Consider the following 13,989-nt stretch of genomic DNA (forward strand, 5'->3'; position numbering starts at 1 on the left):
TTTAACTTTCGCGACATAAAAAACACCTAATCAGATCATTTCGCGGTATTCTCTTTTTATGTCAAAAATTGACCGGTACTGCGATGTTGCTATCCCATCTGGAAACATTGAACATTTTGAGCACGCCGGTCTGGGTTGTCTCAGTACATAACCAGCAAATTATTTTCGCTAATACGGCGGCCCGAAAACTTGCGGGTAACAGTTTGCTGGGCCCCCTGCGCAACGGTCAGTTTTCGGTCCAGTCTTTGCAATCCCTCGAGTCCTATCTGCCTCATCTGCAAAAAGGCGATCAGGTCATTGAAATCTGGACCATCCACAAAGAAGGCCGCGCCTTTCCCCTGAGCTGTCGTCTTTCTCTGGCACAGTTTGGCTTGCAGGAGCCGGTCATCGTGTTCGAAGGAACGCACACCTCCGCGGCCAACGTTCCGGCACCCGGTTCGTTCCTGAGCGAAGCCCGACCTTACCGCCGTGATCAGAGCGGTTTCTATGAGCGATTTTTCCAGACTAATACGGCACCAATGCTGCTGATTGACCCTGCTAATAACGGGCAGATTGTCGATGCGAATCTGGCGGCGACACGATTCTATGGCTATACACGCGACGAAATGTGCATGAGACACACCTGGGAAATCAATGCAATGGGCCAGGATGTGCTGCCGGTGATGCATGAAATCGCCCGTCTGCCCGGCGGACATAAACCGCTGACCTTTGTGCACAAACTTGCGGACGGTAATCTGCGCCATGTGCAGACTTACGCCGGCCCGGTGGACGTGGATGGCGTGCGGCTGATGCTGTGCATCATTCACGATATTACCGAGCAAAAGCGCCTTGAGCAGGAGCTGGAACACGCCGCACTCCGTGATCCGCTGACCGGACTGGGCAACCGCCGCCAGTTTATGCAACTGGTAGAAAACGCGCGGACGCAAAATCCGCAACGCACGCACAATTTCAGTCTGATGCTGGTCGATGCCGATCATTTCAAAGCAATTAACGATCAGCACGGGCATAACAAAGGCGATGATGCACTGGTGATGCTGGCGAGAACGCTGGAAACGGGGATCCGCGAAAGCGATACCGTATTCCGCTGGGGTGGCGAGGAGTTTCTGATTTTGCTGCCGCTGACCGGTCTGGAAGGCGCATTACACGTCGCTGAGACGCTCCGCTTAGCCGTTGAAGAGTATAAGCATCCTGATTTACCTTCGATGACAGTGAGCGTCGGTGTGGTGCAGTACGAAACCGGAGAAGACTTCACCAGACTGTTTAAACGTGTGGATGACGCGTTATATCGCGCAAAGACATCTGGAAGGAATCAGGTTCAGATGGGCTGAAAAAAGGGCGGGGATTCAATTTCCCGCCCTTTTCACTTTTCGTTCCCGATGATGTTTAACGTTCCCAGTAACTCTCTTCCAGACTGTCTTCACGCTCCGGCAGACCACGCGTCAGACGTGGTGAATGCTGGTTCAGCACCTGATAACTCACGCGGTTGGCGTATTTACACACCTGCGCCAGTGAGGAGTACGTCAGATACTCGCGGGTATGTTTGCTGGAATTCGGCACGGAAGTGCGGTGAAAACCGTTAGCCGCGATGTCATGCAGCAGCGCAGAGAGCGCGCCATCCCCCGCCCCATTGGTATTCATGATTTTTTCCGGCCCGCCCATGTACGGCGCAATGTGGGAATAAATCTTCAGCGGCTCCTGACAGCATTCACGGCGCATCGCCCGGCTGAATTCATACTGATTAAATTCAGCAATCGCACCCGGAAGCAACGGATGCTGAGTCGTGCGTTTGAATTCGTCTTCGGTATAACTCGCCATAAACAGACCGTTCGGTCCGGCGGTACACAACACCAGATCCACCCATTCCAGCGCTTTATCCGCCGCCATCAGCGGATCTTTCATGCCGGTCAGTGCAAACCCTTCATCTTCGTTCATCGCCAGAATCGACACGTTATCACGGATGAAATCGCGCCATGCCTGCGGATCCTCCGCGATGACGTATTGCGTCCCCAGCGTTAACACTACCGGCACATGGTATTTTTTAGCGTATTCAATGGCCTGCATGGTGGCTTCTGGCATCGGTTCGCCCGGCTTGCTGCGCAGCAGGTACGAGGTGAGCAGCAGCGCGGACGCGCCGGCAATCACATCTTCCGGCACGCTGCAGGCATGCAGTTCATTCATTTTGCCCGGACTGATGGCAAAGGTGCGCTCGCCGGTGTCACTGATCAGCGTGAAACAGCGGCCAATTGCGCCGTCCACGCCTTGCAGGAAATTAAGATCCACACGGCTTGAGGTGTTACACAAATAGCGGTAAGCGTAATCACCGATTTTGACGTTGTTACACATCACACCCAGCAGCACCGAACGGTCATCAGCCAGCACGGAATAATTGTGCAGCGTATTGCCGACGGTGCCACCGGCAAACTGATGGCTGATAAGCGCGTGGCTCATCAGTTCCTGATACAGCGCTTCCGACATCTCATCGTCAAGAATATTGGATTCACCCGGCGTCAGGCCGTAACGGGCCACAAAATTTTCATCCACGCGCGCTTCAATATCGACCATTGTCTGGTCGATGCCGACGATGTACGAGGCCCCGGCTTCAGATTCCGGCTGCATGGCCTGCAGCATGGAATCACGCAATAAAGGGTCACGCGCGCTGACCGGAAAATAGTGTTTAGACTTACGCTTACCAGGAAATTTCATTCATTATTCTCGGGAAATTCAAAAAACTCAGGCTTCATTCAGAAGTGCTGAGTGACCAGTTGTTGCAGCAGATCGATATGCTCCGGCTGGTCGTTTAAGGCGTCAATATATTCGAAGCGCTCGCCGCCTGCATGAATAAAAATCTCACGGTTCTCGCCTTTGATCTCTTCCAGCGTCTCCAGACAGTCTGCCGCAAAGCCAGGGCACAGGATCTGAATATGCTTAACACCCTGAGCCGGAAGACCTTTCAGCGTTTCGTCCGTGTACGGCGTCAGCCACGGTTCGCGACCAAAGCGCGACTGGAAGGTCAGCATTATTTTGCCCGACGGCAGTTGCAGCGCATCGGTCAGCGCCTGCACGGTATCGCGGCAACGCTGTTCATAATCATCGCCTTCAGCGACAAAACGCTTAGGAATACCGTGGAAGGAGAGCACCAGACGATCCGGTTCGCCATGCTGAGCAAAGGAACGTTCGATGCTGGCTTTGAGCGCGGAAATATAGGCCGGATGGGTGGCGTAGTCACGGATAAAGCTCATTGAAGGCAGGCGACGCTGAGATTTCAGCACGCGCGCCACACCGTCAAAAACCGCGGCGCTGGTTGAGCAGGAGTATTGCGGATACAGCGGCAGTACCACCATTTTAGTCACGCCCTGCGCCAGCAGTTTTTCAATGGGTTCTTTCATGCCCGGCTTGCCGTAACTCATCGCCAGTTCAACCGGCGTGCCCGGCAGGCGTTCTGCCAGCGCTTTCTGCTGACGGCGGCTGTACACCATCAGCGGCGAACCTTCTTCCATCCAGACCGCTTTATACAGTTTGGACACGCGCGGGGAACGCAGCGGCAGGATCACCAAATTCAGGATCGGCCACCACAGCAGACGGGGCGTATCCACGACGCGGATATCACTCAAAAACTCAGCCAGATATTTTTTAACGGCCTGCGGAGTCGGTGCTTCCGGTGTTCCAAGATTGACCAGGAGAACACCGAATTTAGTCTGCGTCATGCTGAATATCCTAAATTAAAGGCATTGAAGCCGTGTGAAAAATGATGGGCGCCGCCGTTTTTGGTGCTGCAATTTGCAATGCTGAAAAGAGGCGCAGGTCATTGTAACGAAAACAAAGACGATGGGAACAACGGCATAAGCTATCAATGCGAATTGTTATTAATACCCTTCACACTTCAAGCTACAGAGGCGTTGGCGCAGAAAAACAAACGGGGCGACCGAAGTCACCCCGTGGTAGCGCGCAGTGCAGACGATTAGCTCAGGATTGCAGCCAGTTCGTCACGCACAGCAGAAACCTGCTGTGTGCCGTCAATTTTGACGTATTGAGTGTTGCCCGCTTCTGCTTCTTTGCTGTAGTAAGATACCAGCGGCTCAGTCAGCTCATGGTATTCCACCAGACGTTTACGCACGGTTTCTTCCTGATCATCTTTACGGGTGATCAGTTCTTCGCCAGTCACATCATCTTTACCTTCCACTTTTGGCGGATTGTATTGGATGTGGTACACGCGGCCAGAGCCCGGGTGTACGCGACGGCCAACGATGCGATCAACGATCAGTTCATCAGGCACATCAAATTCCAGCACGTAATCCACTTTGATGCCCGCGTCTTTCATAGCATCAGCCTGCGGAATGGTGCGTGGGAAACCGTCTAACAGGAAACCGTTACGGCAATCTTCCTGTTGAATACGTTCTTTCACCAGTGCGATAACCAGTTCATCGGTCACCAGTTTACCGGCATCCATAATCTCTTTTGCTTTCTTGCCGAGCTCACTTCCGGCCTTCACAGCGGCGCGCAACATATCACCGGTAGAAATCTGAGGAATACCAAATTTCTCCATGATGAATTGAGCCTGAGTACCCTTACCTGCGCCCGGAGCGCCCAGCAGAATGATACGCATTGCGTAAATCCCCTTGCATGTAATTATTATGAATCACGAAAACCGGTCAACCATACCATTCTGAGCACTTTTGCTCAAGGAACACACCCCGCTGAAATTGGGGTTAAGCCTGCGCTATCCGGCGTTTTACCCACCAGGTTTGCGACACCACCGCCAGCACGATGATCACACCACCGGCAACCGCCGATGGCGCAGGATCCTCATTTAAAAACAGTGAGATCCAAAGCGGTGCCAGCGCGGTTTCGAGCAGCAAAAACAGCCCCGCATTGACCGGAGAAACCAGCCGTGTCGACATCGTAATCAGCCCCATCGCCAGCGGCATAATTACCGCGCCTTCAAGTGCTATCCATAGCCATTGTTCACCGGCTAAGGCGGGTAAACAATGCAAAACGCTGCCACCGGAAAAAATCACTACACAAAAAGAGGCCAGAATACCGCCCAGTGAAGGCAGCCCGACGGTACCGCTTTCGACTTTCGACGCGAAGATAAACGCCAGCGCCATCGACACCGCCGTGGCCAGTGCAAAATAGTTGGCGACAGGGTCGTGGCCCGTGCTGCGTCCGCTCATCACCACGCCGACGCCCGCCATTCCGGCCAGTGCCGCCAGCATCAGCGGTTTATCAATGCGAACGCGGAAGAAAATCCGCGAAATCAATGCCGAGACAAACGGTGTTGAAGAGATGATCACCAGCACCGTGGCGATACTGCCGCGGTTGAGCGCATTGACGAAACAGGCTGACGCAATACAGAAGAACAGCGTTGATAGCGCATTTTTACGGGTGATCCACGGCACGCCCAGCGTGGAACGCGATGCCGGCCAGAACAGGTACAACATCGCCACCAGTGCCCACATAAACAGACCGCGCAGTAGCACGATCAGCCATGAGTCTTCGACCGACATCAGGCGGATAAAAACGGAATCGGTACTGAGGATAACCCCGCCGAGAATGCCGATAAGAGTACCCGTAAAAGTGCCGTTTACCGGCGAAGACTGACGCATGTTTACCTCCTGTGATTCAACATGCGACAAGATTAATGCGCTTTCAGCGGCAAAAAAAATGATATAAACAGACACGGAAGATGAAAAAAACTCACAAGGTATAAAATGAATGATCTCCCTTCGCTACGTGCCCTGCATTATTTCAAACAGGCTGCGCAGTTTGAAAGTTTCAGTACAGCGGCGGAATCCCTGAACGTGACACACAGCGCGATCAGCCATCAGATGAAAAATCTCGAAGGCTGGCTGGGGACGGTGTTATTTAATCGCACAGCTGGGCGCGTGTTTCTCACCGCTGACGGAATTAAACTGAAAACCTGCTGCGATCGGGTATTTGATGAGATAGCAAAAACCTGTCACGAGATCCGAAATGGCAGCGAACAGCATCTGATCATTGCCTGCTCACCCAGTTTTCTGGCGCAGTGGCTGCTGCCGCGCATCAGCCGGTTTTCACAACTTTATCCGCAGATAACGCTTTCTTTTCAGACGCAGACCGCGCCCGGACAGCTGGAAAACCAGCGCACCGATGTGCTGATAAAAAGCGGTCCGCACATTGAAAACCCAGACACTGACGCTATGCAAATTGCCTCTGATTTTATCGGGCCGGTTTGTGCGCCTGGCTTGTGTCATGACCTGATGCCGCCGCCGGATTTCAGCGCCCTGCCCTTACTGCACGCCGATACGAAGATCAATGCCTGGCAGGAATGGGCAAAAGCGACGGGTGCGCCGGGCGATGTCAGTACCGGTAAACATTTCGATAATCTGATTCTGGCAATCCAGGCGGCGAAAAACGGGCTGGGGGTATGTATCGCACCGAAAATGCTGGTGGAGAAAGAGCTGGAGGAAGGTTCACTGATTGCGCCGGCGGGCTTTTGCGAAGTAGATCGCGCTACGACGGTGCTGGTGAGTTCTCAGCGCCGTGACGAGCCGGAGATCCGCGCATTCAGGGAATGGATCCGGGAAGAAGCGAGGCAATAAAAAAGGGTGTCGCTTTCACGACACCCTTTCATTTTACGCCCGGCGATTACGCCTGTAACAGCGTGTTCATACGGCGGATGAACAGGTTTGGATCTTCCAGCGTGCCGCGTTCTGCGAACAGCGCCTGATCCAGCAACAGCTCAATCCACTCGCTGAACTGGTCTTCATCAGCCACATCAGAAGCACGTTTCACCAGCGCGTGTTCCGGGTTCAGCTCAAAGATGTATTTCACTTCCGGCGCTTCCTGACCGGCAGCGGCAAAGAGTTTTGCCATCTGCGTGGTCATTTCGTCGGCGCCGGTAGTAACGATGGCCGGCGTATCGGTCAGACGGTGCGTCAGACGCACTTCTTTCACACGGTCACCCAGCAGCGTTTTCACGCGCTCAACGAACGGCTCCAGCGCTTTTTCAGCTTCTTTCTGCTCTTCGCTTTCGTCAGCCAGTTTGTCCAGTGTATCGTCGGCCTTGCTGACGGACTGGAAGACTTTGCCATCAAACTCAGTCAGATAGCTCATCATCCATTCGTCGATGCGGTCAGACAACAGCAGAACTTCAATGCCTTTTTTGCGGAACAGTTCCAGATGCGGGCTGCTCTTCGCCGCGGCATAGCTGTCAGCAGTGATGTAATAAATTTTGTCCTGACCTTCCACCATGTTCGCCACATACTCTTCCAGCGACAAAGTCTGCTCGCTGCTGTCGTTGCGGGTGCTGGCGAAACGCAGCAGTTTGGCGATCGCTTCTTTGTTTGCGCCGTCTTCTGCCGGACCTTCTTTCAATACCAGACCAAACTGTTTCCAGAATTGCAGGTATTTTTCGTTGTCGTCTTTCGCCAGTTTTTCCAGCATTTGCAGAACACGTTTGGTCAGCGCACTGCGCAGGTTCTGGGTAATGCGGCTGTCCTGAAGGATCTCACGTGACACGTTCAGAGGCAGATCGTTGGAATCTATCAGACCACGAACAAAACGCAGGTAGTTCGGCATGAACTGCTCCGCTTCATCCATGATAAACACGCGCTGAACATAGAGTTTCAGGCCGTGTTTATGATCGCGGTTCCACATATCCCACGGTGCCTGTGAAGGGATATACAGCAGGCTGGTGTATTCCTGCTTACCTTCAACGCGGTTATGGCTCCAGCTGAGCGGATCGCTGAAATCATGAGAAATGTGTTTGTAGAATTCTTTATATTCTTCGTCGGTCACTTCGGCTTTACCGCGGGTCCACAGAGCTTGCGCCTTGTTGATTTGTTCCCAGGTAACGGTGCCGTCTTCTTCGTTGCGGGTTTCGACTTCAACCGGCAGCGCAATGTGATCAGAGTATTTGCTGATGATGGAGCGCACGCGCCAGTCATCCAGGAATTCGTCCTGATCTTCACGCAGATGCAGGGTAATTTCAGTGCCGCGATCCGCTTTCTCGATGTCCGCCAGGGTGTACTCGCCTTCACCGGCAGATTCCCAGAATACCCCTTCGTCAGCGCTGGCACCGGCTGCGCGGGTGCGCACGGTGACTTTATCCGCCACGATGAATGCAGAATAGAAACCGACACCGAACTGACCAATCAGCTGGCTGTCTTTCGCCTGCTCAGAACCCACAGATTGCAGGAACGCTTTGGTGCCGGATTTGGCAATAGTCCCGAGGTTGTCGATCACTTCATCACGGCTCATACCGATGCCGTTATCGCTCAGTGTCAGGGTGCGTTTTTCTTTATCAAACGACAGACGGACATGCAGCTCACCATCACCTTCATAAAGCTCAGGTGCGGACAGTGCGCGGAAACGCAGTTTGTCGGCGGCATCCGAGGCGTTGGAAATCAGCTCGCGCAGGAAAATTTCTTTGTTTGAATACAGAGAATGGATCATCAGATGAAGCAGTTGTTTTACTTCAGACTGGAAGCCACGTGTCTCTTGTCCTTTCATACTCATCAAATTACCTCAATCCAGATACTGTTATTGACCAAATCAGACGTTGAGGAATAAGTGGGGTTATATGTCAGGCTTTTCAAGCGCAGGAGGAAATTTTTAAGAAGAAATGCAGAGGCATAGCAGAATAATACGAGGCGCAGAAGGCTGCGCCCGTATAACCGTCAGAACCGGAAGGGGTTACGCCCGGCGAGGGAATGTGACAGCGTGGTGCCATCGACCATATCCAGTTCGCCACCAACCGGCACACCGTGCGCGATACGGCTCGCCAGCACGCCAAACTGGCCGCACATTTCAGCGATATAGTTGGCGGTCGCTTCGCCCTCGACCGTCGGGTTGGTCGCCAGAATTACTTCCTGGATGTTTTCACTCTCCAGGCGCTCTTCCAGACGGCCCAAACCAATGTCGTCAGGCCCGATGCCATCAAGGGGTGACAGGTGCCCCATCAGCACAAAATAGCGACCAGAAAACTGACCAGTTTGTTCTATCGCATGGATGTCAGCCGGACTTTCAACCACGCAAATCTGACCGTTTTCTTTACGCCGTGGATTGGCGCAAATGGTGCAGATTTCCTGTTCGGTAAAGGTACGGCAATCAGCACAGTGGCCGATCTCAGACATAGCACGCGTTAAAGACTGCGCCAGCCGCATTCCGCCGCTGCGATCACGTTGCAGCAGCTGGAATGCCATACGTTGCGCTGACTTCGGGCCAACGCCCGGCAGGCAACGCAACGCCTCCATTAAAGATTCAAGGAGAGGGCTGGTTTGCATCAGAACGGCATCTTAAAGCCTGGTGGCAACTGCATGCCGCCAGACACGGCTGCCATTTTTTCTTTCTGAGTTTCTTCGATACGACGTGCTGCATCGTTGAACGCCGCAGCGATCAGATCTTCCAGCATGTCTTTATCGTCTTCCAGCAGGCTCGGATCGATTTCAACGCGACGCACGTTGTGCGCACCATTGATGGTGATTTTCACCAGGCCAGCGCCTGACTCACCGGTCACTTCCAGCTGAGCGATTTCCGCCTGAGCCTGTTGCATTTTTTCCTGCATTTGCTGGGCCTGTTTCATCAGGTTACCAATGCCGCCTTTTCCAAACATAGTCTTCTCTCTCAGCAATGGCCGCGTCACAATCGCGGCGTTTAAATTGGGCGGATACTTTCTTCATCCAGCTCCGCGTCGAAGAAACGACGCAGCGTCTGAATGTTGTTATCCGCAATAATAGACTGACGCGCCTGCGCCAGTTTTTCTTCATAAATGGCCTGTCGCCATTCCAGCGGCGTCTTCACCGCCAGATTATCATCTTCCAGCACGGTCAGTTCAACCGGCGTCTGATGCAATGCCGATAAGGCATCCGTCAGCACTTTCTGCGCGGACGGCGAATTCAGGTGCTTTTGCGAGGAACGCAGGTGCAGGCAAATTTTACCCGGCTCCGGCTGCTCGCGATACGCATTCAGCGCCAGTTGCTGTACCAGTTTCGGAATGGTCATCCGGCTGATTTCAGCCGCCCATTCGTCTCGTTCAATCGCTTCTTCCGCCAGACGGGAAGCCAGTTCCGGCGATTTTTCATATTCCAGCGCGGTGCGCAGCGCTTTCGGTGTCGCCACCGGTTCCGGTGCGACTTCCGGTTCCATCGTCGCTTTCCAGCGATAAGCCTCTTCTTTTACCGGCGCGGCAGGTTCTTTCTTCACCGCCAGAGTCTGCGCACGTTCAGTCACCGAAGCGAGGCGCTCCAGTGCTGAGGTTGCCGGCCGCGCTTTTCCTGGCGCTGCCGGCTCAGCTTTTTTTGGGGTGGTACTCCCCTGCCTGAGCAATTGTGTTCGCGCCTGTAAAAGTTGCGCGGTGGAATCCGGCATCGCGGCCGGCTCGGCATTGCCCTGTGGCGGCGGCGCATTGTAGTTTTGTTGCGGCGACTGCTGCGGTTGCGCTAAAGCAGGACGCGATGGCTGTGGCGCTACAGCCGCCGGAACCGCGACCGGCTGCGGAGCCGGTTCAGCAATAATCACTTTTGGATGGAAGGCCAGCGCACGCAACAGGGTCATTTCAACGCCCATGCGTTTGTCCGGCGCATACGCCAGCTCTTTGCGGCCTATCAGTAAGGTCTGGTAATAAAGCTGAACGTCAGCCGGCGGAATAACACGCGCCAGTTCGCGCAGACGTTGTTCGATAGCCGCGTAATGGTTATCGAGCACCGACGGCAACAGCTGAACCATCGCAATGCGGTGCAGCAGCGCCAGTGTTTCCACCAGCAGGTTTTCCCAGTCCACGCCACGTGACGCGGCTTGTTCAACCTGCGCCATCATCTGACCGCCATCGGCGCTGACCAGCGCTTCCAGCATCGCCAGCGGTTGCTCGTCGTCCAGCGTACCGAGCATTTGCGCCACGGTTTCGGTGGTGACGGCGCCCTGCCCCATGGCGATTGCCTGATCGGTCAGGCTCAGCGCATCACGCATACTGCCGTCGGCAGCACGGGAAAGCAGCTGTAACGCACGCGGTTCAGTGGTGATGGTTTCCTGCGTTAATACGTGTTCAAGCTGTTTGCGGATCTGTTCAGCGTCCAGCGCTTTCAGATGGAACTGCAAACAACGCGACAAAATGGTGACGGGTAATTTTTGCGGATCGGTTGTCGCCAGCAGGAATTTGACGTGCGAAGGCGGCTCTTCCAGCGTTTTCAACAGCGCATTGAAGCTGTGACGCGAGAGCATGTGCACTTCGTCAATCAGGTAAACCTTGAAACGACCACGCGCCGGTGCGTATTGCACGTTATCGAGCAGTTCGCGGGTATCTTCGACTTTAGTACGGGAAGCGGCATCGATTTCAATTAAATCGACAAAACGGCCCTGCTCGATTTCACGGCAGTTATCGCACACGCCACAAGGCGTGGAGGTAATCCCGGTTTCGCAGTTAAGTCCTTTTGCCAGCAGACGGGCGATGGTGGTTTTCCCGACGCCACGGGTTCCGGAAAACAGGTAAGCGTGATGGATGCGCCCGAGCGACAGGCCATTGGCCAGCGCGGTCAGCACATGTTCCTGTCCGACGACGTCGGCAAAAGTTTGGGGGCGCCACTTACGGGCAAGAACCTGATAGCTCATTAATACTTCATCGTTGATTTATAATGAATAATTTGACGATACACGAAAAAACATCGTTTAACCCGATTTTCTGCGCGGGTCGGCGAACCGGCGACTAAAGGCTAAGCATAATGATGCCCGCGCCAGACTGCCACTTCTTAGTGTACCAGCAGGGTCGCCATCATTCCTATTACTTTACTTTTTGCGTACCGCGCCGCAGTTTCTCCACCGTCGTCCTCCTCCTGACAATTCGCACAAGGGGATGAGGGCAAATTTTGCGCACTGATTACACTGAATTCACCTCTGTTCTGATAATGCTTCCTGCCCCGCGTAAGGAGAGCCATGAAATACCTGACATTACCTTTATTACTGCTCGTTTCCCCCGCCGCACAGGCCACCTGGGCGCTGGAAGGTTTTCCTGCGTTTGCCGAGCCGGTCAGCGGAATATTCACCAGCGATGCCACGTTACCCAAAGGACAGCGCGCACTGGAATTGCATCAGGATGATCAGTGCTGGCAACCTTCGGGCGCGGTAAAGCTTAACGAGATGCTGTCGCTGCAACCCTGTGAAAGTCATCCGCCGGTAAACTGGAAACAGTTTCGCACGGGCGATTATCAGGTACGCATTGATACCCGCAGCGGCACGCCCACGCTTCAGCTGAGCCTGAAAACGGCGCAGGAAGCCGTCGCCGCCGTGACAAAAACCTGTCCGCGTTGGGATGGCAAACCACTGACTGTGGAGGTATCCGGTACCTTCAGCGATGGCGAAACAGTGCGTGATTTTTATTCCGGCCAGAGTGCAGTGGTCGCTAATGGTCACATCACGATGACGCCCGATCCGGCCAGCGGCGGCCTGCTGTTGCTGGAATCTGCGACGCGTAAAACTCCCGCCACTTTCAGCTGGCAAAACGCCACAGTCTATTTCGTGCTGACCGACAGATTCGAAAACGGCAATCCGGATAACGATCACAGCTATGGCCGTCACAGTGACGGAATGCAGGAAATCGGCACTTTCCATGGTGGCGATCTGGCCGGACTGACCAGCAAGCTGGATTATCTGCAACAACTGGGCGTGAACGCATTGTGGATCAGTTCGCCGCTGGAGCAGATCCACGGCTGGGTCGGTGGCGGCACCAAAGGTGATTTCCCGCATTATGCCTATCATGGCTATTACACGCTCGACTGGACAAAACTCGATGCCAATATGGGCACCGGCGAAGAGTTACAAAAGCTGGTCAGCGAAGCGCACAAACGCGGGATCCGCATTCTCTTTGACGTGGTGGTCAATCACACCGGTTACGCCACGCTGGCGGATATGCAAACGTTCCATTTTGGCTCGCTGTATCTCAAAGGCGATGAAATCGAAAAGACGCTGGGCAAAAAATGGACCGACTGGAAACCCGGCCCCGGTCAGAACTGGCACAGTTTTAATGATTACATCAATTTCAGTGACAAAGACGGCTGGAGCACCTGGTGGGGCAAAAAATGGATCCGCACCGATATTGGCGATTATGACCCGCCCGGTTATGACGACCTGACCATGTCGCTGGCGTTCCTGCCGGATATCAAAACCGGATCCACACAAGCCAGCGGCCTGCCTGTTTTCTATCGTCATAAACCTGATACCGCCGCCCGCGAAATCCCCGGCGCTGCGCCCCGCGATTATCTGGTGACGTGGCTCAGTCAGTGGGTACGCGATTACGGCATTGACGGTTTTCGCGTCGATACCGCCAAGCACGTGGAAAAACCAACACTGGCGTTGCTGAAAGCGCGTTCTGCCGAAGCACTGAAGCAGTGGAAATCCGCCAATCCTTCACTAGCGCTGGATGACGCGCCGTTCTGGATGACCGGTGAAGCCTGGGGTCACGGCGTAATGAAAAGTGATTATTACGCCAATGGTTTTGACGCGATGATCAATTTTGATTTTCAGGATCAGGCAGCGGCGGCGCTGAACTGCTTTGCACATATCGACGCAACGTATCAGCAGATGGCGGAGAAAATGCAGGGTTTCAATGTGCTGAGTTATCTCTCATCACACGATACCCGGTTATTTTTCACTGACGATGCCAAAGGGTCAGTTCCCTTACAACAGCGTGCGGCAGACTTATTACTGCTGGCACCGGGCGCAGTGCAGATCTATTACGGCGACGAAAGCGGACGTCAGTTCGGCCCGACGGGATCGGATCCTTTACAGGGAACGCGATCAGACATGAACTGGGATGAGCTGAACGGTGCAAAACAGGCGTTGCTGAAGCACTGGCAAAAACTGGGGAAATTCCGGGAACAACATCCGGCGGTCGGTGCAGGTGTGCAGAAATCACAGCAGACAGCAGAATACTACGCCTTCAGCCGTCAGCACGGTGACGATAAGGTGATGGTAGTCTGGACGGGAGAAAGCGGGAAAGAGTAGCGCAGAAAGCAAAAGGCC

At 54.0% G+C, this 13,989-nt stretch carries 11 protein-coding genes and 1 other annotated feature; of the genes, 3 read left to right on the forward strand and 8 right to left on the reverse strand.

The genetic code is table 11. The annotated features are described in order from the left end of the window. The first annotated feature begins 83 nt into the window (after positions 1 to 83). Positions 84 to 1,328: a sensor domain-containing diguanylate cyclase gene (locus tag ACM615_RS09725; protein WP_129638332.1), complete on the forward strand. Its 1,245-nt coding sequence runs from the start codon at positions 84 to 86 to the stop codon at positions 1,326 to 1,328. Positions 1,329 to 1,383: 55 nt separating this feature from the next. Here the strand turns inward: ACM615_RS09725 and ACM615_RS09730 are convergent, their stop codons facing one another. The 4 genes from ACM615_RS09730 to ACM615_RS09745 all read right to left on the reverse strand — a co-directional run bounded on the left by ACM615_RS09730 (position 1,384) and on the right by ACM615_RS09745 (position 5,603). Beyond that, complete coding sequence (locus tag ACM615_RS09730) at positions 1,384 to 2,703, reverse strand: inosine/guanosine kinase (RefSeq protein WP_132965077.1); 1,320 nt, start codon at positions 2,701 to 2,703, stop codon at positions 1,384 to 1,386. A gap of 38 nt (positions 2,704 to 2,741) precedes the next feature. Then, the gene (hemH, locus tag ACM615_RS09735; RefSeq protein ID WP_112287545.1) at positions 2,742 to 3,704 is read right to left on the reverse strand and encodes a ferrochelatase; all 963 of its coding nucleotides are present in this window, start codon (positions 3,702 to 3,704) and stop codon (positions 2,742 to 2,744) included. A gap of 254 nt (positions 3,705 to 3,958) precedes the next feature. Further along, positions 3,959 to 4,603 carry an adenylate kinase gene (gene adk, locus ACM615_RS09740; RefSeq protein WP_112287544.1) on the reverse strand — a complete coding sequence of 215 codons (645 nt, stop codon included), beginning with the start codon at positions 4,601 to 4,603 and terminating at the stop codon, positions 3,959 to 3,961. Between the two features lie 103 nt (positions 4,604 to 4,706). Next, positions 4,707 to 5,603 carry a DMT family transporter gene (locus ACM615_RS09745; protein ID WP_431011816.1) on the reverse strand — a complete coding sequence of 299 codons (897 nt, stop codon included), beginning with the start codon at positions 5,601 to 5,603 and terminating at the stop codon, positions 4,707 to 4,709. A gap of 105 nt (positions 5,604 to 5,708) precedes the next feature. Here ACM615_RS09745 and ACM615_RS09750 point away from each other — a divergent pair, with 105 nt between their 5' ends. Next, entirely contained in the window at positions 5,709 to 6,578 is an 870-nt protein-coding gene (locus ACM615_RS09750) for a LysR substrate-binding domain-containing protein (protein ID WP_159281230.1), read from the forward strand. Positions 6,579 to 6,624: 46 nt separating this feature from the next. Here the strand turns inward: ACM615_RS09750 and htpG are convergent, their stop codons facing one another. From htpG to dnaX, 4 genes are all read right to left on the reverse strand, one after another. Continuing rightward, complete coding sequence (gene htpG / locus ACM615_RS09755; protein ID WP_165353166.1) at positions 6,625 to 8,490, reverse strand: molecular chaperone HtpG; 1,866 nt, start codon at positions 8,488 to 8,490, stop codon at positions 6,625 to 6,627. A gap of 167 nt (positions 8,491 to 8,657) precedes the next feature. Beyond that, a complete protein-coding gene (recR, locus tag ACM615_RS09760; protein ID WP_112287540.1) occupies positions 8,658 to 9,263 on the reverse strand; it encodes a recombination mediator RecR in 606 nt (201 codons plus the stop codon). Then, positions 9,263 to 9,592: a YbaB/EbfC family nucleoid-associated protein gene (locus ACM615_RS09765; protein ID WP_112287539.1), complete on the reverse strand. Its 330-nt coding sequence runs from the start codon at positions 9,590 to 9,592 to the stop codon at positions 9,263 to 9,265. The genes recR and ACM615_RS09765 overlap by 1 nt, the downstream gene beginning before the upstream one ends. A 41-nt stretch (positions 9,593 to 9,633) precedes the next feature. Further along, a complete protein-coding gene (gene dnaX / locus ACM615_RS09770) occupies positions 9,634 to 11,583 on the reverse strand; it encodes a DNA polymerase III subunit gamma/tau (protein WP_431011817.1) in 1,950 nt (649 codons plus the stop codon). After that, positions 10,234 to 10,298 (reverse strand) — a sequence feature (DnaX frameshifting element). Its footprint overlaps the gene before it by 65 nt. A gap of 321 nt (positions 11,584 to 11,904) precedes the next feature. On the opposite strand from dnaX, the gene ACM615_RS09775 reads away from it, so the two are divergent. Next, positions 11,905 to 13,971 (forward strand): alpha-amylase, encoded by a 2,067-nt coding sequence (locus tag ACM615_RS09775; RefSeq protein WP_431011818.1) that lies wholly within the window; start codon positions 11,905 to 11,907, stop codon positions 13,969 to 13,971. Positions 13,972 to 13,989: the final 18 nt, after the last annotated feature.

The sequence above is a fragment of the Rahnella sp. PAMC25617 genome (assembly GCF_050606005.1).
Lineage (GTDB): Bacteria > Pseudomonadota > Gammaproteobacteria > Enterobacterales > Enterobacteriaceae > Rahnella > Rahnella variigena.